29 protein-coding genes are annotated in these 26,009 nt (G+C 49.7%); 2 read left to right on the forward strand and 27 right to left on the reverse strand.

Annotated features, from left to right (window positions below):
- Window positions 1–11 precede the first annotated feature (11 nt).
- The 14 genes from pruA to L3V45_RS18035 all read right to left on the reverse strand — a co-directional run bounded on the left by pruA (window position 12) and on the right by L3V45_RS18035 (window position 14,066).
- The gene (pruA, locus tag L3V45_RS17970; RefSeq protein WP_003150992.1) at window positions 12–1,559 is read right to left on the reverse strand and encodes an L-glutamate gamma-semialdehyde dehydrogenase; all 1,548 of its coding nucleotides are present in this window, start codon (window positions 1,557–1,559) and stop codon (window positions 12–14) included.
- Between the two features lie 207 nt (window positions 1,560–1,766).
- Window positions 1,767–3,053: a Glu/Leu/Phe/Val family dehydrogenase gene (locus tag L3V45_RS17975; protein ID WP_003150991.1), complete on the reverse strand. Its 1,287-nt coding sequence runs from the start codon at window positions 3,051–3,053 to the stop codon at window positions 1,767–1,769.
- A gap of 185 nt (window positions 3,054–3,238) precedes the next feature.
- The gene (gene bslB / locus L3V45_RS17980; RefSeq protein WP_058906425.1) at window positions 3,239–3,700 is read right to left on the reverse strand and encodes a biofilm surface layer hydrophobin BslB; all 462 of its coding nucleotides are present in this window, start codon (window positions 3,698–3,700) and stop codon (window positions 3,239–3,241) included.
- A 215-nt stretch (window positions 3,701–3,915) separates the two neighbouring features.
- Window positions 3,916–4,371 carry a dTDP-4-dehydrorhamnose 3,5-epimerase family protein gene (locus tag L3V45_RS17985; RefSeq protein WP_015387544.1) on the reverse strand — a complete coding sequence of 152 codons (456 nt, stop codon included), beginning with the start codon at window positions 4,369–4,371 and terminating at the stop codon, window positions 3,916–3,918.
- A complete protein-coding gene (gene rfbD / locus L3V45_RS17990; RefSeq protein ID WP_160249160.1) occupies window positions 4,368–5,216 on the reverse strand; it encodes a dTDP-4-dehydrorhamnose reductase in 849 nt (282 codons plus the stop codon). The genes L3V45_RS17985 and rfbD overlap by 4 nt, the downstream gene beginning before the upstream one ends.
- A gap of 20 nt (window positions 5,217–5,236) precedes the next feature.
- A complete protein-coding gene (gene rfbB / locus L3V45_RS17995) occupies window positions 5,237–6,184 on the reverse strand; it encodes a dTDP-glucose 4,6-dehydratase (protein WP_236837137.1) in 948 nt (315 codons plus the stop codon).
- Between the two features lie 2 nt (window positions 6,185–6,186).
- Window positions 6,187–6,924, reverse strand: coding sequence for a sugar phosphate nucleotidyltransferase (locus L3V45_RS18000; protein WP_003150981.1), 738 nt, complete (start codon window positions 6,922–6,924; stop codon window positions 6,187–6,189).
- Between the two features lie 27 nt (window positions 6,925–6,951).
- A complete protein-coding gene (locus tag L3V45_RS18005; protein WP_234949495.1) occupies window positions 6,952–7,956 on the reverse strand; it encodes a PseG/SpsG family protein in 1,005 nt (334 codons plus the stop codon).
- A gap of 1 nt (window position 7,957) precedes the next feature.
- Window positions 7,958–8,698: a cytidylyltransferase domain-containing protein gene (locus L3V45_RS18010; protein ID WP_015387540.1), complete on the reverse strand. Its 741-nt coding sequence runs from the start codon at window positions 8,696–8,698 to the stop codon at window positions 7,958–7,960.
- Window positions 8,691–9,812, reverse strand: a complete 1,122-nt coding sequence (locus L3V45_RS18015) for an N-acetylneuraminate synthase family protein (RefSeq protein WP_060387235.1) — start codon at window positions 9,810–9,812, stop codon at window positions 8,691–8,693. Before L3V45_RS18015 ends, L3V45_RS18010 begins: the two co-directional genes overlap by 8 nt.
- Entirely contained in the window at window positions 9,812–10,675 is an 864-nt protein-coding gene (locus tag L3V45_RS18020) for a GNAT family N-acetyltransferase (protein WP_024085937.1), read from the reverse strand. The genes L3V45_RS18015 and L3V45_RS18020 overlap by 1 nt, the downstream gene beginning before the upstream one ends.
- Window positions 10,676–11,845 carry a DegT/DnrJ/EryC1/StrS family aminotransferase gene (locus tag L3V45_RS18025; RefSeq protein WP_003150976.1) on the reverse strand — a complete coding sequence of 390 codons (1,170 nt, stop codon included), beginning with the start codon at window positions 11,843–11,845 and terminating at the stop codon, window positions 10,676–10,678.
- A gap of 21 nt (window positions 11,846–11,866) precedes the next feature.
- The gene (locus L3V45_RS18030; protein WP_015387538.1) at window positions 11,867–13,291 is read right to left on the reverse strand and encodes a capsular polysaccharide export protein, LipB/KpsS family; all 1,425 of its coding nucleotides are present in this window, start codon (window positions 13,289–13,291) and stop codon (window positions 11,867–11,869) included.
- Between the two features lie 4 nt (window positions 13,292–13,295).
- Complete coding sequence (locus L3V45_RS18035; protein WP_024085938.1) at window positions 13,296–14,066, reverse strand: glycosyltransferase family 2 protein; 771 nt, start codon at window positions 14,064–14,066, stop codon at window positions 13,296–13,298.
- A 280-nt stretch (window positions 14,067–14,346) separates the two neighbouring features.
- Between L3V45_RS18035 and gerQ the strand changes: the two genes are divergently transcribed.
- Window positions 14,347–14,892 (forward strand): spore coat protein GerQ, encoded by a 546-nt coding sequence (gerQ, locus tag L3V45_RS18040; protein WP_003150971.1) that lies wholly within the window; start codon window positions 14,347–14,349, stop codon window positions 14,890–14,892.
- Window positions 14,893–14,938: 46 nt separating this feature from the next.
- Here the strand turns inward: gerQ and L3V45_RS18045 are convergent, their stop codons facing one another.
- The 8 genes from L3V45_RS18045 to L3V45_RS18080 all read right to left on the reverse strand — a co-directional run bounded on the left by L3V45_RS18045 (window position 14,939) and on the right by L3V45_RS18080 (window position 20,320).
- Entirely contained in the window at window positions 14,939–15,310 is a 372-nt protein-coding gene (locus L3V45_RS18045) for a DUF423 domain-containing protein (protein ID WP_003150969.1), read from the reverse strand.
- Window positions 15,311–15,373: 63 nt separating this feature from the next.
- The gene (locus L3V45_RS18050; RefSeq protein ID WP_069473636.1) at window positions 15,374–16,693 is read right to left on the reverse strand and encodes a purine/pyrimidine permease; all 1,320 of its coding nucleotides are present in this window, start codon (window positions 16,691–16,693) and stop codon (window positions 15,374–15,376) included.
- Window positions 16,694–16,711: 18 nt separating this feature from the next.
- Window positions 16,712–17,134 carry a YwdI family protein gene (locus L3V45_RS18055; RefSeq protein ID WP_015387535.1) on the reverse strand — a complete coding sequence of 141 codons (423 nt, stop codon included), beginning with the start codon at window positions 17,132–17,134 and terminating at the stop codon, window positions 16,712–16,714.
- Window positions 17,135–17,192: 58 nt separating this feature from the next.
- Window positions 17,193–17,876, reverse strand: a complete 684-nt coding sequence (locus tag L3V45_RS18060; RefSeq protein ID WP_012118732.1) for a uracil-DNA glycosylase — start codon at window positions 17,874–17,876, stop codon at window positions 17,193–17,195.
- A gap of 14 nt (window positions 17,877–17,890) precedes the next feature.
- Entirely contained in the window at window positions 17,891–18,697 is an 807-nt protein-coding gene (locus L3V45_RS18065) for a glycosyltransferase family 2 protein (RefSeq protein WP_025853634.1), read from the reverse strand.
- An 84-nt stretch (window positions 18,698–18,781) separates the two neighbouring features.
- Window positions 18,782–19,309, reverse strand: coding sequence for a hypothetical protein (locus L3V45_RS18070; RefSeq protein WP_025853635.1), 528 nt, complete (start codon window positions 19,307–19,309; stop codon window positions 18,782–18,784).
- Between the two features lie 44 nt (window positions 19,310–19,353).
- The gene (locus L3V45_RS18075) at window positions 19,354–19,989 is read right to left on the reverse strand and encodes a permease prefix domain 1-containing protein (RefSeq protein WP_024085940.1); all 636 of its coding nucleotides are present in this window, start codon (window positions 19,987–19,989) and stop codon (window positions 19,354–19,356) included.
- Window positions 19,982–20,320, reverse strand: coding sequence for a PadR family transcriptional regulator (locus L3V45_RS18080; RefSeq protein ID WP_003150960.1), 339 nt, complete (start codon window positions 20,318–20,320; stop codon window positions 19,982–19,984). The genes L3V45_RS18075 and L3V45_RS18080 overlap by 8 nt, the downstream gene beginning before the upstream one ends.
- Window positions 20,321–20,469: 149 nt before the next feature.
- Between L3V45_RS18080 and L3V45_RS18085 the strand changes: the two genes are divergently transcribed.
- Entirely contained in the window at window positions 20,470–21,282 is an 813-nt protein-coding gene (locus L3V45_RS18085) for a bifunctional hydroxymethylpyrimidine kinase/phosphomethylpyrimidine kinase (protein WP_003150959.1), read from the forward strand.
- A gap of 30 nt (window positions 21,283–21,312) precedes the next feature.
- Here the strand turns inward: L3V45_RS18085 and L3V45_RS18090 are convergent, their stop codons facing one another.
- The 5 genes from L3V45_RS18090 to L3V45_RS18110 form a co-directional block, all read right to left on the reverse strand.
- Window positions 21,313–21,588, reverse strand: coding sequence for an LOG family protein (locus L3V45_RS18090; protein ID WP_046341456.1), 276 nt, complete (start codon window positions 21,586–21,588; stop codon window positions 21,313–21,315).
- A gap of 63 nt (window positions 21,589–21,651) precedes the next feature.
- On the reverse strand, window positions 21,652–23,091 hold the full coding sequence (locus L3V45_RS18095; protein ID WP_025853636.1) for a sucrose-6-phosphate hydrolase: 1,440 nt from the start codon (window positions 23,089–23,091) through the stop codon (window positions 21,652–21,654).
- Window positions 23,088–24,470, reverse strand: a complete 1,383-nt coding sequence (locus L3V45_RS18100; protein WP_003150956.1) for a sucrose-specific PTS transporter subunit IIBC — start codon at window positions 24,468–24,470, stop codon at window positions 23,088–23,090. Before L3V45_RS18100 ends, L3V45_RS18095 begins: the two co-directional genes overlap by 4 nt.
- A 217-nt stretch (window positions 24,471–24,687) precedes the next feature.
- Entirely contained in the window at window positions 24,688–25,518 is an 831-nt protein-coding gene (locus L3V45_RS18105) for a PRD domain-containing protein (protein WP_024085942.1), read from the reverse strand.
- Window positions 25,519–25,541: 23 nt separating this feature from the next.
- Window positions 25,542–25,856 (reverse strand): hypothetical protein, encoded by a 315-nt coding sequence (locus tag L3V45_RS18110; protein WP_003150952.1) that lies wholly within the window; start codon window positions 25,854–25,856, stop codon window positions 25,542–25,544.
- Between the last annotated feature and the right edge of the window lie 153 nt (window positions 25,857–26,009).

Here is a 26,009-nt window from a genome sequence, read left to right on the forward strand (position 1 = left end):
TTTCCGAAAGATTAATAGGCTTCAGACGTTGTTTTTGCCTGCATATGAAGAATCAGATAGTCAGGTCCTCCGGCTTTCGAATCGGTTCCTGACATATTGAAGCCGCCGAACGGCTGGTATCCGACAATCGCTCCCGTACAGCCGCGGTTGAAGTATAGATTTCCGACGTGAAAATCTTCGCGGGCGCGTTCAATGTGCGCGCGGGTTTTCGATAACAGAGCGCCCGTCAGTCCGTAATCGGTATTATTGGCAATCTCAAGCATATGGTCGAAATCACGGGCTTTTGAGATCGCGACGACCGGCCCGAAAATTTCCTCCTGCATCAGGCGGGCGTTTTCATCAACATCCGCAAAAATGGTCGGCTGAATAAAGTATCCTTTTGAATCATCACCTTCGCCTCCCGTCAGGAGTTTTCCTTCTGTTTTGCCGATTTCGATATAACTCATGACTTTATTATAAGATGCTTCGTGGATGACTGGCCCCATGTATGTATCAAAATCTTCCGGACTTCCGACGGTGAGTGATTTTGTTAAAGCGACGGCTTTTTCAACAACTTCATCATAGACGTCCTGATGAATGACCGCACGCGAACCGGCTGAACATTTTTGGCCTGAGAATCCGAAGGCGGAATACACGATTGAGGAAGCGGCAAGATCAAGATCAGCATCTCTGTCTACAAGCACCGTATCTTTCCCTCCCATTTCGGCAATGACCCGTTTCAGCCACTTTTGGCCCGGCTGTACTTTTGCGGCGCGTTCATAGATGCGGCATCCGACCGCGCGGGAGCCTGTAAACGACACAAATCTCGTCTTCGGATGCTCAACCAGATAGTCGCCGATTTCTCCTCCGTCGCCCGGTATGAATTGGAGCACGCCGTCCGGCAGACCCGCTTCTTTCATCACTTCTACGAATTTCGCCGCCACGACAGGCGCCGCATCCGCCGGTTTCAGCAGTATCGTGTTGCCTGTTACGATGGCGGCTGCCGCCGTTCCGGCCATAATCGCAAGCGGGAAGTTGAATGGAGAAATGACAATTCCCACCCCAAGCGGCTCATAGTGATACTGATTATATTCTCCGTCACGGCTCTTTACAGGAGAACCGTCTTTCAGCTTCAGCATCTGACGGGCGTAATACTCTAAAAAGTCGATCGCTTCCGCCGTATCCGCATCCGCTTCCTTCCACGGTTTCCCCGCTTCTTTCACCAGGTACGCGGAGAATTCGTGCTTTCTTCTGCGGATGATCGCCGCCGCCTTAAACAGCACATTCGCGCGGTGTTCCGGCCGTACTTTTTTCCATGTTTGAAATGCCTGCAGCGCAGCCTGCATGGCCTTTTCCGCAAGTTCTTTTCCGGCTGCCGATACAGAACCGATCACTTCTTTTTTATCTGCCGGATTGACGGAAATGATCTTTTTATCCGTTTCAATCGCTTCACCGTTGATGATAAGCGGATAATGCTTGCCGAGCTGTGAATTCACATAAGCCAGCGCTTCCTGAAACGATTGTTTATTTGTCTCTTCCTGAAAATTTGTAAATGGTTCGTGTGCGTATGAAACTGTCATTAGAATTCCTCCCCGTATTTTGTAATGTGTGCTCACGCTTAATGAAGATGCAAGAAGCATACCAGCATAGCAATTTGTGATAAAAATAGGAAAATCTTTGCCGAAAGCGGACGAAGCTTGTCCGAACCTGTCAGCTGCAATCTGAAAACGCAAAGAAATTTTGCGATCCGCTATATAACTGATGCAAAATCTCTTTGCGGATAACACTTATACCCAACCGCGGAACCGGGCCGCTTCAGCCGACTTTCTGATGCCCGTCATATAGGCGGCCAAACGCATATCCACTTTGTGGGTATGCGCTGTCTGATAAATGGATTCAAACGAATTCACCATGACGCTGCGCAGTTTTCCGGCGACTTCTTCCTCAGACCAGTAAAAGCCTTGATTATTTTGCACCCATTCAAAATAAGACACCGTCACGCCGCCGGCGCTTGCCAAAATATCCGGCACGAGAAGCACGCCTCTTTCATTCAGGATTTTCGTGGCGTCTATCGTTGTCGGGCCGTTCGCCGCCTCCACAATGATTGAGGCTTTAATGTGATGGGCGTTTTCAGCCGTTATCTGATTGGAGATTGCGGCAGGCACGAGAATATCACAGTCCTTTTCCAGCAGCTCCCGGTTCGTTATGACATCAGAGAAGAGATTCGTCACCGTGCCGAAGCTGTCCCGCTTATCCAGCAGGTAATCAATGTCAAGGCCGTCAGGGTCATACAAAGCCCCGTGGGCGTCTGAGATGCCGATCACCTTGGCGCCGGCGTCATGCATAAATTTAGCGAGAAAGCTCCCCGCATTTCCGAACCCCTGAATGATGATCCGCGCATTTTCCAATGGAATCCCTTTTTTCTTAACGGCTTCCTCAATACAAATCGTGACACCTTGCGCGGTCGCCGTCTCCCGCCCCTGTGAACCGCCGAGAACAATCGGTTTGCCCGTAATGAATCCCGGTGAATCAAATTCTCTCAGGCGGCTGTATTCGTCCATCATCCATGCCATAATCTGCGAGTTGGTATATACGTCGGGAGCCGGAATATCCTTTGTCGGGCCGACGATCTGGCTGATCGCGCGCACATATCCGCGGCTCAGCCGTTCCAGCTCTCCGAATGACATCGTCCGCGGATCACAGATGATGCCGCCTTTTCCGCCCCCGTAAGGAAGATTTGTGATGCCGCATTTTAAAGTCATCCAGATGGAAAGCGCCTTAACCTCTTCTTCACTGACTTCCGGGTGAAACCGCACGCCCCCTTTTGTCGGGCCGACTGCGTCATTATGCTGTGAGCGGTAGCCCGTGAAAACCTGTACTGAGCCATTGTCCATTTTGACGGGAATGCGTACGGTCAAAAGCCGCATCGGCTCTTTCATCAGTTCATACATATTGTCAGGATAGCCCAGTTTGCGCAGGGCTTCTTTTATGATCGATTGTGTGGACAAGAACAAATTAAGAACTTCTTTTTCTTCATCTTTCTGATTGCTTTTAGAAAGCGGGTTGGCTGACATGTTTTATCACCTCATCGTATTATACGTGTAAGCTTCAATTACCGGCAGAACGAAATGTAAGCGCTTTTACACCAAAACCCATCAATCCCTTTCACTTTGTCGTTACACCCCTTTTTATATGCAAGATTCATGCCAGGATTTTGCGCATAAAAAAAGAGGCTGTTGTCAGCCTCTTTCATCCCGGATTAACGCGGGTCAATAACCAGCTTTGTTTCGGCGTAGAGACTGCCGGCCCCCAAACCGTTTACGTAATCGCCTTTAATTGTATACGTGCCCGCGCGCGGAAGGTTTTTACGCACCAGGACGAGATTGTATTCAGACGCGCCCAATAAGTCAAGGGTAAGCGGAAGTCTGACCGTTTTTCCGTAGTTGAGAATTTGCGTTTCTTTCAGTGTTCTTCCGTTTACAGAGTCCCTCACAGTGGCGTTGAACCCGTCAGGAAATTGAAATTCAACGGCACCGACGGCAAGCAGCGCATTCGGCTTGTATGTGACTTCAATATCAGACGTCGCGTATTCTTTCGTACTATTGACGGTTTTCGCTTCAATAACGGCAGATTGGGCGTTCGCATGAAAAGATGGCAAGAACACAGCTGAAAATACCGTAGCACTGATGAGAAAGGCAGAAAATGATTTTCTTTTTAACATCATGAATTCCTCCAGATCATATAGGATTCAGAGCGTCCTCTGCCGGAAAAGCGTGTCTGATGATTCCATTCGCGAATTGGGTTTCTCTTTTCCTGAGAATAATCTACCACCTTTATCCATGGAAGTAAATTATTTTTTGGAATATTCAATCATTTATTTTTCACGAGATGAACCAGCACAAAAAACGAAGACATCCGCTGTCTTCGTCTTGTGCGCTACCGATGAGCCGTCTGCCAGTCAAATCCGATGCTCTCATCATTCCACGGGATTCTTTTTTCGTCAGGCTGATCCGGATTGTAGGACATTGTCGTGAAATAAATAATGGTCAGCGGGGTTTCGCCCAGCACTCTGTACCCGTGTGCGACGCCTTTGGGAATGAGAAGGAGCATCGGATTGTCTTCTCCCATGTAGTAGACATCCGTTTCTCCCTTGGTTGCCGACTCTTCGCGAAGGTCATGCAGCACGACCTGGGCGTGGCCCGTCGGGAAAAACCACAGGTCATCCTGTTTCTCATGATAGTGAAACGCTTTAATGACGCCGGGATAGCTTTTGGACCAGGAAGCCTGCCCGAAACGCTCTAAGAGATGTTCATCGTCACGGACGAGTTCTGAGAAAAAACCCCGGTCATCGCTGTGTTTGATCAGCTTTTTAATTTTTACGCCTTCGATCACTTGCACTGTCCCTCCCTTTGTAAATAATCCTGCAGCGCTTCCCGCCAATGCCTCATGCCGAGCCCCTGCCGTTCAATCGACTCAAGGCTCAACACCGAGTAAGCGGGGCGCGGCGTCTCATTTCCGTATTCCTCCGTCGTGACGGGCAGCACGGCGGCGGTTCTGCCGCTTTCTTCAAAAATAGCCTTGGCAAATTCATACCAGCTGCACACTCCGCTGTTTGCGGCGTGGTACAAGCCCGGCGGCCTGTCAAACAGACCGATCACCGTTTCGGCTAAATCTTTTGTATACGTCGGCGCTCCGACTTGATCGTTAACGACACGAACCTGATCATGTGTATCCGCAAGTTTCAGCATCGTATTGACAAAGTTGTGCCCGCGGCTGCCGTACACCCACGACGTTCTGATAATGGTGTGGTTTTTTCCCGTTAACCGGATCAGTTCTTCGCCGAGTTTTTTGCTTTTTCCGTAAATCGTGCCCGGATCTGCGGGATCATCGGTCTGGTATGGCCGTGTTCCTTTGCCGCTGAAGACGTAATCGGTGCTGATGTGAATGAATTTCGCGCCGGTGTTTTCAGCCTCAAGCGCGGCATAATAAGCGCCGATTCCGTTTATTAAATACGCTTTGTCGAGCTCCGTTTCACATTTGTCAACGGAGGTGTATGCCGCCGTATTGACGACGATATCCGGCTTGTAATGGCTGAACGAGTGCCGCACCGAACGCTGGTCGGATATGTTCATCATCGCTTTTGTCAAGGCGATCACTTCATACCCTTCCCGCTTCAGCTGGCGGCATAACTCCCGCCCCAGCTGACCGGCCGCTCCGGTTACTAATACCTTCGTCAATCGGATCCCCTTCTTTCCGATTAGTCTTGGCTGTCTGTATACCAGCGAATGGTTCTTCTCATTCCTTCTTCAAATGTGACGTCCTGCCGCCATCCCAGCTCATTTTTCAGCTTTGAAGCATTGATGGCGTAACGGCGGTCATGCCCTTTTCTGTCTTCGACATGAGCAAACCGTTCCTCGACACCGAGCTCCTTCATGATAAATGACGCAAGCTCTTTATTCGTCCGTTCATTTCCTCCGCCGATATTGTAAATTTCGCCTAGTGTTCCTTTTTCCAGCACGAGCTTAATGGCGCGGCAATGATCTTCGGCAAACAGCCAGTCTCTGATCTGCATCCCGTCGCCGTACAGCGGAACCGGCGTGCCGTTTACGGCATGCCTGATAATGGTCGGAATCATTTTCTCGTGGTGCTGGTACGGCCCGTAATTGTTGCTGCATCTCGTAATGATGGCAGGAAGCTTATGGGTTTTCACATAAGACATGACAAGCAGGTCTGAGCTTGCCTTGCTGGCGGAATACGGATTGTTCGGAGAAAGCGGCGTCGTCTCTGTAAAAGCGGGATCATCCGGTGCCAAATCTCCGTACACCTCATCTGTGGAAATGTGAATCAGCCTGCCGGCTTTTCCCTGTAACACCGCGTCGGCCAGTCGGTATGTGCCCATCACATTTGTTGTGATGAACGGCTCTACCTGATTTATGCTTCTGTCCACATGGGATTCAGCCGCAAAATGAATGACAGCGTCATACATTTGGGAAAAGACTTTGTCAATGTCCTCTTTTTCAGAAATGTCACCTTTGATAAAACGGAAACGGCTGTTCTTTTTTAAGGCTTCTATTTCAAGCGGCCTGCTTGCATACGTGAGATTATCCAGGACGGTAATCTGCGCATCTGTTTCTTTCAGCATCATCTTTGTGAAGGTAAGGCCGATAAATCCGGCGCCCCCTGTAATTAAATATGATTTTGGCATGATTAATGCTCCTGTCCTTTCTGTAATGCCTGATGCGCCAGGCTTCCGGCGAGGTAGAGCGATTCATGCGTGCCCGCATCCACCCACCAGCCCGTTAACACATCATACGTCAGCTCACTGTGTTCAATGTATAAATTATTGACATCCGTAATTTCCAGTTCGCCGCGTTTTGAAGGGGAAATTTGTTCAATATAAGAAAACACTTCTGCATCGTACATGTAGATCCCTGTGACGCATAGTCTGGTCGGCGGCTGCTCCGGCTTTTCAATGATCGACTTGATCCGTTTGTTTTCCTCATCAATCTCTGCGATGCCGAAGCGCTCCGGATCGTCCACTTCTTTCAGCAGCACTTTCGCTCCTTTTCCCTGCTTTGCGAAACGCTCCGTATAAGGTTTTAATGAATCTTCAAAAATATTATCTCCCAAAAGCAGAACGAACGGATCGCGCCCGGTAAACCGCTTTGCGTATGATAAACCGTCGGAAATGCCGGATGCGGCTGGCTGAACCTGATATGTGATTGAGACGCCGAGCTCTTCTCCGGTTTCGAGAAGTTTATGAAATTGCGGAATATATTCTTTTTGCGTAATCAGCAAGATATCCGTAATCCCCGCTTCTTCCAGCTTCATGATCGACCAGTAAATCATCGGATATGGACCGACAGGGAGTAAATGCTTATTGACCGCTTTTGTCAGCGGCATAAGGCGTGAGCCGGTGCCTCCGGCTAAGATAACACCTTTCACATGAACACTTCCTTACGTGTGGTTTTATCACAAATCATAAAGAATCGCCGCCGCCCGTTTAATGCCCCTGCCGTCAACCAGCGGCTTTCCGTTCTGATGAAGCCCGAGCCGTCTCGGATAATCAGCAGCCAGCTCAGACATATGCCGAGCGAGCAAGTCCGCCGCGGTGTGTTCTCCCAGTCCGAGATGAACGGCGGCCTCCCGTGCGGCGAATTTTTCCGCCGTCTCAGTTTGATGCTCCACTTGAGAAAGAACGATGCAGGGCACACCTGTACAAATGGTCTCATATAAAGTGATCCCGCCGGACACGATGGCCATATCAGCCCTCGTGAGAAGCGCGGCCATGTCATTTGTCTGCCTTACCATCTCGGCATAAGGCATTTGTGTGAGATGCGCGCGCACGTCATCAACATGAGGCGCCGCGCCGCCCATGACGATGATCACTCGTTTCCGCTGAATGTCGGGGATGCGGCGGCATGCTTCCATCACTTTAAAGACAAGCTTCTTCGGGTCGCTTCCTCCTAATGAGACCAATATGGTCCGGCATTCTTTATTCAGCTGATAAAGCTGTTTGGCTTTTTCAAAACCCGGATGAAGAATCATATAATCCGGGCCTTCATATACCGCGGCGCTGCCCATTTGAACCGTCCGGCTTTTCAGCCCGCCGTAAATGCCGTTTATAACGGCATCGCATAAATGAATGACATGTTCCCTCTTTTCTTCAAATAAGACGATACGAGCCGATGAATGCTTTTTGATTTCCTCCAGCCAGTCACACGGCATATCGAGCAGATCGAATATGAGAAGGTCGGGAGCCCGCCTGTTTATTTCCCGGACAATAAATTCCTTCTGTCCCTTGTCAGGCTTGATGATCACTTCCCATTGATCAGATGACAGATAAGAAGAAGCCTCTTTATTTGTATAGAACGTTATTGAGCAGTTGTTCTTAATCGCACCGGCAAGCAGCTTCATCCGAACCGCGTGCCCCATGCCGATGTCACGGCCCCCGTCCGCGAAAATCAAAACCCGCACGCTAATCAGCCTCTTTTTGCCGGATCATTTGATTAATGGCCCTGAGCTCCGGATCACGATTCAGCAGATGGATCAATTCTTTTGCCGGAATATCAGGACGCGAGCCCGCTTTTACGTACAGCTCGCGGGCCAGCCTGTAGTCCTCTTCTGTATCGACGGTCATCCGCAAGTGAGGAGCCCGGAGTTCCTGCGGGGGCTCAGGAAAGAGAAGCCGGTACCTCTCAGGGGATTCTCTTATCAAAAGGGTGACATGCTCCTGATATTTGTCCGCCAGCGTTTTGTCCGCATTGATCTCCGTTAAAAGGCGCGCGTTCACCGCCTCGCCGCCGATCCCGAGCGGTGTACCGCAGATATACGTGTAGTCTGCGTGCTGATCTAAATGCGATTGAATCAGAAAATCAAGCAGCGAAGGGTCGACAAACGGGTTATCCCCCGTCAGTCTGACTGCGATGTCCGGTTTTACTTGTTCGATGACTTGTGCAAACCGGTCAAGCACACGCTGTTCGCTGCCGCGGTGGACACGGTAGCGGTTGCTGAGGCAGTGCGCAGACAGAATGTCGTCGGTCTTGCTGTCAGACGCGGCGACGATCAGATTATCCCGTGATTGATCGTAAAACGCACTTTGACGAACCCTTTTGACAATCATATCGAGGATCGTATACCCGCCGATCGGTTTCAGCACTTTGCCGGGAAGACGCCCGCTTCCCATCCGCGCCTGAATGATAAACAAAATGTCAGTCATCATATGGGCTGCCTTTCGTCAAAAGGTCATCCCAAGTGATGCCCGTGTCGGCGGGGATATCCCTGACCGCACGCGCGCCGTCAGTTAAAAGCTCAAAATATCTCGGGTGAAGCCCCTGCGGTTTTTGGCCGGGACGAAGGACGGCAAGGTTTTCCGCCGTAAAATATTCGCCTTTTTGAATCGGCGCTGTTGAAAAAATGCCTCTGTAAGCAAACCTTCTGATATCCCCTTCAATCGGTGTCGTCGTTTTATGGGAGCTTCCCGACAGCACTTCCGGCACCGGAGCGTGATGCCCCTGCCGCAGCTCCGCTTCAACTGAGCGGATCGCCGCAACCATTTCTTTTAATTCATCCGGATTGAGGGCGAAGGAGTGATCAGCACCGGGCAGGTTTTTATCGATCGTAAAATGCTTTTCAATCAGTTTCGCTCCGAGCCTGACAGCCGCGCACGGCACATCATACGGATGGGCGCTGTGATCGGAGAAACCGATCACTGCATCCGGGAATGCGGCGGCAAGCATGGGAATGACGCTTAGATTGCTGTATTCAGGCGGCGCGGGATATTTCGCCACACAATGCATGATCGCAATTTCTTTGTTCCCCTCGCCGGTAATGGTTTGGTAAGCCTCCTGAATATCTGAAATATCAGCGCCCGCGGTGGAAAAGATAATCGGGGTCTTCAGCCCCGCGACATATTTCAATAACGGCAGATGGTTCAGCTCGTAGGAGGCGATTTTAAAAGCTGAAGGGGAAGTCGCATACAGTAAGTCGGCAGAGCCTTCGTCACATACCGTGCTTAAAAACAGCACGCCTTTTTTCTTACAATATTCAAGCAGCGGTTCGATCCACTCAGCGGGCATTTCCATTGATTGCACCAAAGAAAAAATAGAGACGTTTTTTCCCGCAGCGGTTTTGTACAAGCCGGGGTCTTTCTGATACATTTTGTCAGCCTGAAACATTTGGAACTTGACCGCGTCCGCGCCGGCCTCACTGGCCGCATCTATCAATTCAAACGCCTGGCTCAGTTTTCCGTCATGATTAATTCCGGCTTCGGCGATGATGAATACGGGCGAACCTTCGCCGATTGACTTCGTTCCGATTTTGCATGATGCCATCAGTCCGCCTCCTTCCCGGGCCACACATGATAGTAATAATAGGACGCATCCGCTTTAAATCCCATTCTTTCATACAGGCGGATGGCTCTTACATTGTGGAGCTGCGTTCCCGCTGATACAGTCTTATGCTGAAAGCGCAATGATTGTTCAATCACGTGCGCCGCTAAATGGAATCCCGCTCCTTTTCCTTCAAATCCCGGCTTTACCGCCATCAGATCAAGGACGAATTCATCGCCTTTAGACAGCCCCTGAACAAAGCCCGCGGTCTCTCCCTTATATTTGGCGAGGAATTGTAACGAAGCTCTTCCTTCCGCGTTATTCCGCGCCCACTCTTCAAACAGGCGGTTTGCACTTTCATAGCTGAGACGGGGGTCCTGATAATACCTGCTTTTTGTAAAGGCGTCGCGGGCCAGCCGGCTGATCGCTTCCGTGTCGCCGGGTCCGGCTTCTGTAATCTCAAACGGCGGCGTGCTGTTATATACACGCACCGGACTGACGAGCTTGAGAAGACTCCCTACAAAATAAGCGTTCGGAAGCGACTGCACGACCTGCATCGCGCCGATATCTTCAGCCGGTATTTTAATAAATATAAAATCAGTGCCGTCCGCCCGCCTTGCTGCGTAAAATTCCTGAAACAGCCTTTTGAGCTGTCCGGTGCTGTTTGCGGCTGCAAGCTTCACATTGATGATATTTTTTCGGAACAATTGACTTTCCCACGAAGAGTTTTCATATAAAATCACGCCTTGAAGGCTGTTTTCTTCCAATAAACAGAGCGACGATTCATAAGCTTCCGGCTGAATGCCCTTCTGATGCAGGAAGGCATGAATCATGTCCTGTGCAAGATTTTCTCTCAGTCTGTACACCTAATCAGCCCCTTTGACGATATCCGTAACGGCTGCAATGACGTATTCAACGTCATCATCTGTCATTGACGGATAAAGAGGGAGTGATACGGTGCGGTGATAATACGCGGCCGCGGCCGGAAAATCAGTTTCCTTATATCCGTACGTTTTTTGATAATACGGATGGAACGGAACCGGAATAAAATGAACACTTGTGCCGATATTATATTGGTCTTTCAAAGCGGAAATCAGATCGTTCCGGCTGATCCCGGCCTCCTGCTCCTCTATTTGAAGAACATACAGATGCCATGCATGCCGCCCGTCATCACTGACATATGGGACGGTGAGCCCTTTCATGTCTCTGAAAGCGTCCTGGTAGCGGCTAGCAATTTCAGCCCTTCTTTGCTGCATGCTGTCAATCCGTTTAAGCTGATGAAGCCCAAGCGCCGCCTGAAGATCAAACATATTCATTTTATAGCCGGGCGTTTCGACCTCGTAGTACCAGCTTCCGTTTGAAGAATAGCGGTTCCACGCGCCTTTGCTCATGCCGTGAAGGCTGAGCACCCTGATCTGATCGGCAAGCCCGTCATCGTCCGTCGTCAGCATGCCGCCTTCACCGGTTGCCAGGTTTTTTGTCGCGTAGAAGCTGAATGCCGTCGCATCACCGATTGATCCGATCATTTTCTGTTTATAAGTGGTATACACGGCATGTGCGGCATCCTCTAAGACAAATAACTGATGCTTTTCGGCAATGGCCAGAATCTGATCCATATCACACGACTGGCCGGCGAAATGAACGGGTACAATCGCTTTTGTCCGCGGGGTGACGGCCGCCTCAATTTTTTCAGGGTCTGCATTCAGCGTAAGCGGATCGATGTCAGCAAACACCGGAACGGCGCCTGTGTGCACGATTGTATTGGCTGTTGAACTGAACGTCACGGCAGACGTGATGACCTCGTCGCCGGGACCGATCCCTTTCGCTTTCAGGGCCAAAAACAAAGCGGCGGTACATGAGTTCAGCGCGATCGCGTGCTTTGCCCCCGTCCAGGCGGCAAAGGCTTTTTCAAACGCCTCTACTTTCGGTCCCTTTGAAAGCCAGCCCGATTCAAGCGTATCAATAACCTCCTGAATTTCGTCCTTCCCGATCATGGGCAATGAATAGGGAAGAAAAGCTGATCTTTTTTGCACCATTTTTTTGCGCTCCTATCTTTTTTATGAAGGGTCAACCCGTCTGAAGCTGACTCCGGTTTTTTCCTGAAGCACTTGGCATAAAGCGGCAAGCGAATCCTGTACCGGGTAGTTCGCGGCGACAAAAGCACGGCGCGCCTGTTCCGCTTTTTGATATTCTGCGGGGCTTTCGCATATCCGGATTAATTCCTGAGCGAGTGCCTGCGGGTCCTCAAAAACAAATTCTCCAAGTGAATGATAATAAGGGTATCGGCGGGTTCCCGCTGATTTTCCGATCAGCACGGGCTTTTGAAACAGCATCGCTTCAAGACCGACCGTTGATGTCTGTGTCACCGCAGCGTCAACAAACGGGAGAATATCATACAGCTCCATCTCTTTTTTGATGATTTTGCCTGCTTTATATTTCCGCAGCACCTGATTATAAGCATCCAGCTTGTTTTTGCCGATTTCCCACGGATGCGGTTTAATAATGAGCTGCATGTTCTTTTGGCCGGCAAGCTCTTCAAGCACTCCCGTATAAAATTCATCAGAAAACGGCTGCGTGGCGATCAGCACCGTCCGCTGTGACGGGAGAAAAGAAAGTTTGCGGTAAAACGTGTCCCGATCTATCGGCTCTCTTGAGAAAATCTCGTCGAAACGGGGATGCCCCGTGATGATGATTTGTTCCTCCCTGCAGCCTTTTGCTTTATACCACTCCGCTTCATAAGCCCCGAATACAGCCTGATAGTCCGTAAATACGGGCAGAAACGCTTCATCTCCCATGAGCGCCCCGTGCTGAAGACAGATGCTGACGGCGTTTTTTTTCGCGGACATCAGCGCCAGCACACGGCTGTAAATATCCTCCGTCGTGCCGACTACAACGGCGGAAATCTTCTCGGCCGTAAACAAAATATCAACGGCGTCAATCGCTTCAATAAATAACGGGATGTCTTTATACAGTCGTTCCTGAAATTCTCTGTTTCCGAAAGCGGGATGGCTGTGAAGCTCTTTCAAAATGGAATGGGCTTTTTCAATATAAGGGACGGGGTTCCCTTTTTGCCCCATTCCCGTCAGCTCCAATTTGCAGATAACGGGCAGCCCATGATGGTCAGGCAGACTCCATCTGGCCAGTACCGCTGTTTTTGCCGGATCAAACTGCCGGTAATTTCCCTCGGTGAACCGAAGATGATCGAAATGCAGAATGACTTTTCCGTTTACCGGTTTCTCATCTGTTTTCTTAATGTTTTGCCTTTTTTGATCATAATAAGGCTGAATACCGGCTTCAGGAATATGCTGATCCGCCGGACCGAAAAGCTCCGGGTTCTGCTCCATGCTCTCCCGAAGCGCCGGACTGATATATTGATAAAAATTACTGATCAATGCGAGCGGGATGTCTTTGTAGCGAAGTGACTGAAAAAGGTCAATATACTGCCGGTACAGCACCCAATAGTTCGCTAAGTATGCCGACAAGCCCTCACCCCTTTCCAAGCTTTTTTAATGATTCCCTCAGCTCCCGGCACGTGGTCTGCTGCGGAAGGCTGTTCACAAACTCGTTTTTCTCCGCCGCGAAAAGCTGATAATGGATGGATTGATCGGTAATATAATTGATATCAAGCTCCTCAGAAATCGGGTAAAACGGATAAAAATGATTCACTCTCCAGAAAAAACGGGCGTCACCGATACGGTAAAACGCGGGGCTTTCATCCCAATAGGAACCGAATGCCGATTTGACCTGTTCCAGCACGGAAAACCGGTGCATGACCGAACAATGGTCAATGGCGCACGGCGCGTTCCACACGATCCGTTCGGCGGGCCTGGCCGTCTCCTTCACCGTCTCTTTCCGCTGATTCAGATGATAGGTTTTGGAACTTGAATACACGACGGCTTTTTCCGGGTCTTCATCAAGCTCTTTCACCATTTTCTCAAGCCGTTCCGGCACATACGTGTTGTCGTCGGTCGCATACGTCACGTACTCGCCCTCCGCCATTTCTATTGCCTGATTAATCAAGGCGGCGTAGCGTGTTTTTTCCGTTCTTTCTTTGACGCCCGATACATCGCTTTGATAAAACCGGACGCGGTCATCCGTGAGAAAAGGACGTATTTCCGCCAATGTCTCTTCATTTGAGTTGTCATCCATAATGAACAGCTCAAAGTCCGTAAACGTCTGAGACAGAATACTTTTAATAGAGCGGGCCACATAGTCACTTTTGTTATAGCTCGTCATGATCACTGACACTTTAGGCAACTCGTCACCCCCTTTTCGCACCTGAAACTACCGCTATCATATGTTCCTTATGCGGAAGATGCGCTAGGGATACAGACTATTATGTGAAAAGTCAGCATTGCGCGCACAAAAAAAGCCGGCTCTGATATCCGGAAACATTGGATCGTATTTTCTTTTTTCGCATAAATCTTTCTTTGGGCTCATATGGTGGAATAGATAAAAACAGCAGCCGCTCTGTCGGCTGTCTGATACTTGTCAGGAGGTTTCAGCATCAAGAGGTTTTCATCAAAGGAGGAACAATATGAAACCGAAAAAGAATCAATATCAGCAAATGCAGGGGATGGGGATGGGAATGGATATGCAGGGATTCCAGCCGCAGCTCGGGCCTAATCCTTATCCGCAGCCTCAGGGCCAAGGATCACAAATGATGCCGATGCAGCAGCAAATGACAATGCCGATGCAGCAAGGCCAGCAGGGCTTCGGCGGGGGGTTCCCCGGCCAGCCGCAGCAGCAGGGCGGCGGCAGCTTTCAAATCCCGTCAGGTCCATCATCGTCACAAAACGTTCCCGGCATGCTGCCGATTGAAGAGTCATACATTGAAAATATTCTGCGGTTGAACCGGGGCAAAACGGCGACGATTTATATGACATTCGAAAACAGCAAAGAATGGAATTCAAAGATTTTCCGCGGTGTGATTGAGGCGGCGGGACGTGACCATATCATCATCAGCGATCCGAAAACGGGCACCCGCTATCTGCTTCTGACCATTTACCTTGATTACATCACATTTGATGAGGAAATCGCTTATACTTATCCGTACTCCATGTCTTCTTATTCTCCGAGATAAATCAAAAAGCCAATCGCTCACTTGACAGAGGATTGGCTTTTTTTCTTTATAAATATTTGACGGCCGCGACGATAATCATAATCCAAGAGATGATAAACGCCACGCCGCCGAGCGGTGTAATCGCGCCGAGAATGGAAATCTGCGTCACGCTCAATACGTACAGGCTTCCTGAAAACAGAACGATGCCCGCAAACATCAGCCAGCCCGCAACAGAAACACTGCCTGCGCCAGAGAGCTTTTCAGCCAAAAACGCGACAGCCAGAAGACCGAGCGCGTGATACATATGATATTGCACGCCTGTGTGCCACACCTGCAAATATTTATCGGGGATTTTCCCTTCAAGCCCATGCGCGCCGAAAGCGCCCAGCGCCACGGCCAATAAAGCGTTAATCGCACCAAGAATAATAAACACTTTCATCTATTTTTCTCCCGCCTTTTCGTTAAAGTTTCCAATTCAATCATAACCCAACATCGGCAAAATTCAACGTCCGTCATCCGATGACACGAGATTGTCGGATTTTTTCTTTTTGATAAGCTGGATTCGGTCAATCGCTATCGCCAGCAGCGTTCCGAGCACAAGGCCGTTGCTTAAGAGCGAAATCAGGATCGGATGCATCCCTGATAACGCGCTCTCCGGCACAAACATTACGCCGACCCCCGTGAGGAGCGCCAGACCGATAATGGAACGGATTCGTTTTTGCTCCGCTTTCTCATAAGAGTCAAACTCCGTAAAGGCAAGACCCGCCATCGTGGAGAAAACGACGAAGTTTACCGCAAAGCCGACCGGTGAGGGCAGACTCGCAAACGCATTCATAAATAGCGGGATCATACTGATGATCATGACAAATACACTTCCCAAAAGAAACGGCTTTTTCGAAGGAAGCTTCGTCGTCTCAATAAAACCGGCCGCCCCTGAAATCGGCACAGGCGCAATGCCCCCTGACAGCCCGCTCAAAAGGTGGCTGATCGAAGCCGCAAACCCTGCCGGACGCTCACGCCGTTTCCCAGCGGTGCCGCCGAATTTTTTCACCGCCGCTTCTACAACCCGGATGCTCGCGAGCATGTTGACAATCAAAAGCACGGTAATGAAGAGTGACGTAATGATCAGGCCGCTGTCAAACACGGGTTTTCCAAACGGAAAAAGAACCGGCAGCTGAATCACGCGATCCGGTATTTGAATCGGTTTGGCAGCGCCGAAGACGGCGAATAAGATCCATCCGCCGGCAAGCGAAAGGAGAATCGCATACTGTCTTAAGAACGTAACATTCGATCGGGACATGATGAACATCGCCGCCGTCACAACCATGGCGAGCCCGAATACAAGGCCGTCGACGCTGTTTTTTAAATAGCCGATGCCCAAAAGGCCTTTCACAATCGGCTGACTCAGCTGCATGACCAACAGCAGCAGATACACACCGGTCACAACCGGCGTAAACAGCACGGCCAGCCGTTCAATCACTTTAAAAAGGCTGAACAAAAAGAAAAAGACAGCGCTTAATAACAGCGCCCCCTGCAGCGCCCGCAGCGTCTCGCCGAATGTCGCAAACACCGTGCCCGTCAGTCCGCCGTAAATCGTGTATACGCCCCACCATAAGCCTGCCGGGCTTTCATTAATCGGCAGACGATGTCCCTGGAGACATTGGATGACCGCAGCGACGCCAAGCACAAAAAATGTGCTCTGAATCAATGCGGCAGAATCGGCATGGTTCAAGTGAAATGATTGTGCGATGGCGACAGGAACTACAATCGCAGCCGCAATCATAAATGCCGTCCATTGCAAACCCCCGAGTATCAGTTTCAAGTCAATCAACCTCTCCTGTTAAAAATCGAAAATGGAATCCCCGTTTCCGTCTTCCTCACGTTCGTCTTTCGCTTTTTTCTGATATTGGTTCAGCCCGGCGCTGCCCATCATTTTTTCAAGCAGCAGCGGGTCTGTCGAAGGAGACGCGGAAGGTTTCGGCGCCGCTTTCGGAATCGGATTCTGCACAGGCGCCGGAGCGGTGTGCGTCTGAGTGCCGAGCACGACATCACACAGAGAGCGGATGGCGGCCGCGTGCATTTTGACCTCCTCGGTGCGGGTCGCCGTTTTCGCCTGCCTCAGTTCTTCTTCCATCTTCTGAATTAAAGCAGAGATATGTATGTTCATGAGTAAATCCTCCAGCAGTAATTTGTCTTCTTCCTGCATTTTATCAAATTTCTGAGCGAATCGCAGAATTGAGTTTGTTATTTTTTCTGACGGCATACCGCCCGGAACATCAAAAAAGACGCTTCCGCCGGGCGGAAGCGCCTCAAAAAACCGTTTATTGCGGCAGGTCGGGGATGCACCAATCGATCGGCTGCTCCCCCATTTTTTCAAGGGCGGCGTTTGTACGGGAAAACGGTCTGCTCCCGAAAAAACCGTTCCTTGCCGAAAACGGGCTCGGATGAGTCGATTCAATAATAATGTGTTTCGATGTGTCAATGCGCTCTTTTTTCATCTGCGCGTGACGCCCCCACAGGATAAAGACAATCGGCTTCTCTCTTTCATTCACCACATCAATGATGCGGTCAGTGAGCCGCTCCCACCCCTTGCCTTTGTGGGAATTGGCCTGACCGCGGCGAACCGTAAGCACTGTGTTTAACAAAAGCACTCCCTGCTTCGCCCAGCTGACGAGCGATCCGTGGTTCGGTACGGAGCAGCCGATATCGTCCTGAAGCTCTATGAAAATATTTTTCAAAGACGGCGGCTGTCTGACCCCGGGCTGAACGGAAAAACTAAGCCCGTGCGCCTGTCCTGGGCCATGATACGGGTCCTGTCCGAGAATGACCGCTTTTACATCCTCATAGGGCGTATAATGCAAGGCGTTAAAAATATCATGGCTGTCAGGATAAATCGTTTGGCTGCTGTATTCTTGTTTCAGCATCTCTCTCAGCTCTTGATAATACGGTTTGTCAAATTCATCTTTCAGCTGATTCCACCAGCTGTCTTTTAAAAGCTGTTTCAAACTGTCCGTCCCCCTTATGAACTGTGCAGTCTTGAATGGACGGGCTTTCCGTCCCACACAATGTCAGTCGGCGCCTCCCGCCTCTTCATGTCCGGCTCTTCTAGAAGAACCGCGAAGTTTTTCGTCGGGAGCTCCCCAAGCCCGTGCTTTTCGCTTAACCGGTCTAAGTACCGCTTCCGTTTGCCGCCGAGATCCGCGGACTGATTGCCGCCTCCCTCAAAAAACGCATATATGACGCTCGCGCAAGGAACACGCTTCACACGGTGCTGTTTCGCGGCGCGCAAATAAAAGTCCCAGTCCCAATAATTATGGACATCCGGATCAAAATACCCTAACGTGTCATGCAGAGAACGTCTGTACATGCTGCCTGACGGAACGTACGTGGAAAATACCCGCATATCCGCAAAATCCGCCGTATAGGCGAACGGCTTTCGTGACACCGGGTATCTCGTGCCGCCCCGTTCTTCAAATGACACAATTTCCGCGTCAGAATGGACAAAATCCGCATCAGCAAGTGCAGCCGTCATTCTTTCCAAATGGCCCGGCGTAATGAAATCATCATCATCGCACAGCATGATATAATCACCCGACGCTTTTTTCACACCTGCGTTCCGCGCTTCCACATGTCCGGCATTCTGTTCTAAATCAATAATCTGAATCGGCAGATCGCTGTACAGCTGCTTCGCTTGTTCGACCGATTCCCCGGCATCATTTACGATGATCACTTCATAAGGCTTTATGGTCTGCCTGGAAATCGACTCCAGCAGCTCACACAAAGCCGGAATCCGATTATACGTGACTATGACAATTGATATATTCATGACCCGCTCCTTCTGCTTTTTCTCATGTTCTATTAAAACATAAAGCGGCGGAGAGATCAGGGGGGATTTTTGATTTCGGCCCATTCAGAAACAAATCCACGTCATCCCCGCCAGCAAAACCAGAATGATCAGAAGGTCTCCCCAAACAGTGCATACCGCCTTGGCATTAAGTCTGCCCGCCTCCATGGCATTCCACAGTTTTGATTGATAAACAGGCACCAACACCATCGCATAGCATGTGCACAAGCAGACAAAAGCCGGCGGGACAAGCGCACATCCATCCTCATGCCAATCATGAATCAGTTCCGGTATACTCACCCCGCTGTCAATGTACAAGTATAATATACCCGCCAGCGGAATGAGCGAGCTGACCTGCAGCTCGAAAAGTTTCACCTTCCACTCACGCGCAAACGAAACAGCCCAAATCCATCCCAGCGCATAAAACAATAGAAGAAGCAAAATACTGAAAACAACAAAAATAGCGTCTTGCATCCCATTCAGAACCATAATAAAAAGACTCACAACGGGCAAGGCAAGAACCAAGCCGCAGACGGTAAATACGGTAACGGCTATTTGGGCGCACGCGCCGTACATCCACGAACCTAATCTCATATAAACACTCCTATATAGATACTCTATGTATATAGTAAAAAAGATCAGGCAAGTCTCTGCCTGCCTGCGTAAAAACCCATTTTGCCGCAAAACGGAAAACATACCGTCACAACGGCGCATACTGCCGCAAAACTCGGTGTGACCGCCGAAGGAAACAGCCCAGCCGGAACCAGATTGAACAAAAAGACAAACATAAAACATAGATTCGGCACCATTGAAGCCCATACCGTCCGCTCTGCAAGCTTTTTGCCGCCAGCCCCGAACTCTTTGCCAGCTTGATAGCCGATTTGGAACCAATACAGCACATAACCGATCATAATCAGCCATACTGACACGGAAATCCCTTTCCACAGCGCGTCAACTGCGGGATGAATCCTCCACGCGTGCATCATCGTAATCATCGCCCCCATCACAAAAAGAGCGCAGTTGCAGAACAGATAAAAGAGCATAAAAGTCCGCGCGGGCACCGCCGAAGCTTTTTGAAAAGCAGAGATAATTTCAGACGGAGTCCCCACTTCCCGCAGAATAAGCTCCATCGCTTCGCTTTCGGTTTTGCCTTTTTCCAGATGAACACAAATGGCATGATGAATATGGCTTTCGATTTCCTTTAATAATTCACGGCTTCCGGCCTTGCCTTCCAGCCCTTTTCTGATTTCGTGCACATAAAGGTCTTTATCCATTCTGCCCGCCCCGCTTCAGCATCCGGTCCATCAGAGCGGAGAACAGATTCCATTCCTTCGTCCGTTCGGCTAGAATGTTTTTTCCTTCATCGGTGATCCGGTAATATTTTCGGTCGGGCCCTTTGGTCTGCTTTTCCCAGTAAGAAGAAATATAGCTTTGGCGTTCAAGCTTATGAAGCGATGGGTACAGCGTGCCTTCCTTCATTTGCAGTTCATTCCCGCTTCTTTTCTCCATTTCTTTCACAAGTTCATACCCGTACATGGGCCGTTCATTCAGCAGCGTCAGCACCAGAATGACCGTGCTTCCCTTTACAAGCTCCCTGTTGAGCATTTATTTTCTCTCCCTTACCTAGTAATCTTATGTAGGTATTGTACGCACATCCCCCGCGGCTGTCAAATCATTCCTCCAAGCCTTCCGTATTGTGATCGGGAGAAAATCTAACTATAATGAGATATAAAACACTGATGGAGGCCATTGATATGTCAATGCACAAAGCACTTACTATTGCCGGTTCTGATTCCAGCGGCGGCGCGGGAATCCAGGCCGATTTAAAAACATTTCAAGAAAAAAACGTATACGGAATGACGGCTTTGACCGTGATCGTAGCGATGGACCCGGAGAACAGCTGGGATCATCAAGTATTTCCGATTGATGCCGATACGATTCGCGCACAGCTGGCGACGATTGTTGACGGAATCGGCGTAGACGCCATGAAAACGGGAATGCTCCCTACCGTGGAGATCATCGAGCTTGCGGCGAAAACGATTAAAGAAAAACAGCTGAAGAATGTCGTTATTGATCCTGTCATGGTCTGCAAAGGAGCGAACGAAGTGCTGTATCCGGAGCATGCCGAAGCGCTTCGCACCCAATTGGCGCCGCTGGCAACCGTCATCACGCCAAACCTGTTTGAAGCAAGCCAGCTGAGCGGTATGGATGAATTAAAAACGGTGGAAGACATGAAAGAAGCGGCCAAGAAAATTCACGAACTCGGCGCGAAATATGTATTGATTACAGGCGGCGGCAAATTGAAACATGAAAAAGCGATCGACGTGCTGTATGACGGAGAAACCGCGGAAGTATTAGAAAGCGAAATGATTGATACACCTTACACGCACGGAGCCGGATGCACATTCTCCGCCGCCGTGACGGCAGAACTGGCCAAAGGCGCTGAAGTGAAGGAAGCCATCTATGCGGCAAAAGAATTTATCACTGCGGCAATCAAAGAATCCTTCCCGCTGAACCAATACATCGGACCGACTAAACATTCGGCGATGCGTCTTAGCGGAAAATAAAATAAATATCCCCCTCATGATCGAGGGGGATTATTTCATTTTTTTCGCGGATGACCGCAAAAACATCTCAATCGATTGCACAAACAGCGCATATTCCTTCATCTGTTCATATGTATGCCTCAGCCGATCACTCCATTCATTGTGCGGCTCAGCCCTCTTGAGCATGCGATTCAGCTGAAGCAATACTTCTTTATATTCTTCCCGTTTATCTTCCACTTGCTCTGCGGCTTTGACAAGTAAACATTTCGGCGTCATCTTCTGATTTTTCAAAACTGAGAAAACAACTCCTTTTATTCCTGGAATCATAGGCTTTCGTTTGAAGAATAGCACAGATGGCATAGGTTTCACATAAGAAAAAAGAACGATTTTCTACAAAAGTGTCCAAATTGAGGCATTTATTTCCGTTTTTCCAACCGAAGTGACGGTTACGTCATCATTTCCCGGGAAAGGAAAATATCTGGCGCTGAATACCTCTTCTCCATCATTCAAAAACAATTCAATGGAGGATGCATCCAGAAAGAGCTGGACGGAATGCAGCTCGCTGATGGCGCAGCTTCTCTTTTCTTTTTCTTCTCCGCTGAAAGCGGTGCGCTCCAGCACAGCCAGCCCCTCTTCCTGATGAAATATAAACCGGGCCGCGCCCCGAATTGAGATTTCAAAACCGGATTCGCAAGTAATGTCTTCCAGCAGCACTTCAGTCCGGGACGCATCTTTCACCGGGAGGCTTACAGACGAGCAATTCAATTGAAGACGGCGCTTTTGTTCATCCGTGCGGCGCGATTTCATTTCCGGAAGCGGGCGCTGTATGATTCTGCCGTTGGACAGTGACAGCTGTCTCGGCATCGTTAAGCAGTGAATCCAGTGATACGCATGTGTCGGATGCTTGTCCTCATGCTGATCCGGAACGCCCATCCACGCGAACAGAATCCTCCGTCCCTTATCATCTTCCAGCGTCTGCGCCGCATAAAAATCAAATCCTCTGTCAAGCTCCGTAAATTCACCGTGCTTAAATTCTGGCGGCTCTGTATGCAGCCTGCCGAGGAAATAGCCCGCCTGGTGGCTGTTATGATATTTTATCCCGTCGGCTTCAAGCCCCTGCGGACATACGAGCAGCACGTCGGTTCCGTCAAGAGAAAACAGGTCGGGACATTCCCACATATAGCCGAATGACCCGAGACCGCCCGAGTCCGCCCCCGCAATCGAACCGAGAAACGTCCAATCCGTCAGGTTCTCTGATGTGAACAATACAGCGCTTCCGGTGAGCTTTTCTGTCTGCGCGCCGAGCACCATGTAATACGCTCCGTCTTTCTTCCAAACCTTCGGATCACGGAAATGAGCGGTATAGCCTTTTGGGAGACGCGCGACGATTCCTTTTTTTTCAAATATGACCCCGTCTTCGGATACGGCGAGGCATTGATACGTTTCCCGATTTCCTTCTCCGTCACGGACATTGCCTGTGTACATCAGGCAGAGCCGCCCGTCTTTTTCGATGGCGCTTCCGGAATAACACCCGTTTTTGTCATACCACTCACCCGGCGCAAGCGCGATTTCTTCCTCTTTCCACTCAACGAAATCCTTCGTCGTCACATGCGCCCAAAATTTCGCGCCGTGCCCCGTATGAAATGGCTGCCATTGAAAAAACAAGTGATATACGCCGTTCCATTGGATGACGCCGTTCGGATCATTTAAAAGCCCGACCGGCGGCATAACATGATAGTTCTGGCGGTATGGATCTGACGCGGCTGTTTCTTGCCGCTTCTTTTTCGCTTCCTCAGCCTGCAGGCGCAGCTCTTGATCCGGTGTCCTCATTTGACGGCCTCCTTTTCTTTAGCTCCCATAATGTAAGCGGCAATAAACGCCGAGACAGAGGCGATGCCCATTCCGATCAGATAGTTTATAAGATTTCCTAAACCGAGCGGAGCCGTGATGGCAATCATCGGAATTCCGGTCAGACCGTAGGCATTGGCGGCGACACCGGTCACCACGACATAGGCCCCTCCCAGCGCTCCGCCGATCATTCCCGCGATAAACGGCTTCCGGTACCTTAGGTTCACACCGAAAATAACTGGTTCGGTTACGCCGAGAAAAGCGGAAAATGCGGCAGGCAGAGCGATTTCTTTCATTTTCGCTTTTTTCGTCAGGAAAAATACAGCCAGTCCCGCCGCGCCCTGAGCGACATTCGCCATCGACCAGATAGGAAGGATATAGTTTCTGCCCAAATCAGCGATGAGGCCGGCCTCAATCGCATGAAAGCTGTGATGCACACCGGTGAGCACAATAAGCGGATAAAGACCGCCGAAAAGAAGTCCGGCAACAATGCCCGCGTGATCATACACATATGTCAGCGAGACGGTAATGCCCGATCCGATCGCCCTGCCAAGCGGACCGATTGCGATAAAGGTGATAAATCCTGTGACAATCACCGTGACAAACGGGGTGACCAATAAGTCGAATGCGTGAGGCACCATTTTTCTCGTGCCCTTTTCCACTTTGCTCATAATGTAAACGGCTAACAGTACGGGGATGACCGTCCCTTGATAGCCGAGCAGCGCAATGTCGAAGCCGAAGAGCTGCATAAAATCAGGCGATGCATCCGCAAGCCCCCACGGATTCAAAAGCGCCGGATGGATCATAATCCCCCCGAGCACGGCACCGAGATAGGCATTGCCGCCAAATTCCTTCGCCGCACTGAACCCGATGAATACGGGCAGGAAGATAAACGCCGCGCTTGAAAACATGTCTAAAAGCTTAAACAGCGATGATTGTTCAGACACCCAGTGGAAAGCCTTCATCATACCGAGCAGCCCCATTAAAAGTCCGCTTGCCACGATAGCCGGAATGATGGGAACGAATATGTTAGACAGTGTTTTCGCAAATCTTGCGGCCGGATTCAGCTTTTTTTTCGCCGCGTCCTGATGTGTCTCACGATCCTCGCGCCCCAAATCGGCTTCTTTTGAAAAAGCGTCATACACTTTATTCACAAGGCCGGTACCGAATATAATCTGATATTGCCCCGAGCTGCTGAAAGCCCCTTTTACTCCTTCTGTCTCTTCAATATCGGCCTGGCTGATCTTCTGTTCATCTTGAATGACGAGCCTGAGCCGTGTGGCGCAATGTGTCGCGCTGATGATATTTGATTTCCCTCCGATATGTTTGATAAGCTGTTTTGCCGTTTCTTGATAATTCATGATGTATCCCCCTTTCTAAAATCAAAAAAGACCTAAAATTCGCCAACGAAAAAGGTCAGCATGATCCCTTTTTCATGTACGCAAATTTTAGGTCTTGCCTGCATTACCAGTCACAATCCCGCCGATTCAGTTTTTTAATGCGCTTTCATTTTATTTCATGATAGCGCTTTCGTCAATATGTTTTCAAAAAAAAAGTCTGTTTCTCGAAACAGACGCGTTATTCCGGGTTTTTTTGCAGACGCTGGACATGCAGCGTAATATAGCCGGCCTCGGATTCCGGCAGTTCCAAATCATATTCATTTTTTAAAAACGCTGCCAGTTCAAGCGCACACCGATAAGCAAACGGATACTTTTTTTGGATGAAATAAAGCATCTCCTCGTCCATGGAATGGAGTGCTTCATTTGAGTCCAACCGGCTGACCGCATACCGCAAGTGCGTGACGAGGCGCTGATAGGAAATACTGTCTTCATCCACCTTCTGTTCGAAAAAGGATTCGATCTTTTCGATCATTTCTCTGATCATGGTTGTATGCTTCATCGCCGAATACATGCTTTTGGCATCCGCCTTGGCAGTGTGGATATGAAGCGCGATATACCCCGCCTCATCATCAGGCAATGATATACCGAGGGTTTGTTTCACGTGTTCAACCGCCCAGCGGCCGATTTCATATTCTTTTTTATAAAGCGCCTTAATTTCATGAAGCAATCGGTTGTGCACCTGAAGGCCGTTTTGAATCCTTTCGATCGCAAAGGATAAATGGTCCGCCAGCGCAATGTGGATGTGATCGTTCAAAGGCGCCGCAAGCTCTCCCTCCGCATGGCTGATGATATCTTCAGCCGCCTCTATATGCTCTTCGGGAAGCGTTTCTAACACTTGTTTGAACTTTTCATTTTCGTCGTGCACGACAAATATTTTTTCAATTTTATGTTTTTGAATCACATCATTTTTTCTCTTTTGAAAAGCGATTCCGGGACCCATTACGATCTTTTCCCGTCCGTCTTCTTTTATTAACGCCGCATTGTTATTTAATACTTTGTCTATTCTCAAGAGGTTCGCTCCCGTTCATATGTTTAGTGGGATTGTACCCTCTTTTTCATATGATGTAAAGGTGCCGGACCCGCGCGCTCCCGTTTCGGCAATTCTTTGCGGACAGGCATCCATCGGTTTTTATCCAGCCTGCCGCGGGCCGATTTCGTTTCATCGGTCAAATCCGCCGATCGGACTCGGCTCACAAACGAAAAAGCACCAGCCGTCCGCTTCGCTTTCTTATGATAAGCCGCTTGGTTTCCGTACACGGCGGCTAATGGATATCTTCCGTTACCCGGCGCCATCCAGTTCATCAGAAAGACCATCCACACCCGTAAAGATACTAGCAAACGTTTCATTGCAAATCATCCCTCCGCTTCTTTTTGACAGACAGCTTGTTCGCAGGCCTGTTTTTCTCTCCGCTTTAACGGAAAAGGCGGCCGATCCTTCTCCGCTAAAAACTAGCGGGTCTAGCAACCCTATGACTCTATGATAGACGCGGCAGGGCGAAT

This window comes from Bacillus sp. R45, assembly GCF_021729365.1.
Classification (GTDB): Bacteria; Bacillota; Bacilli; order Bacillales; family Bacillaceae; genus Bacillus; species Bacillus velezensis.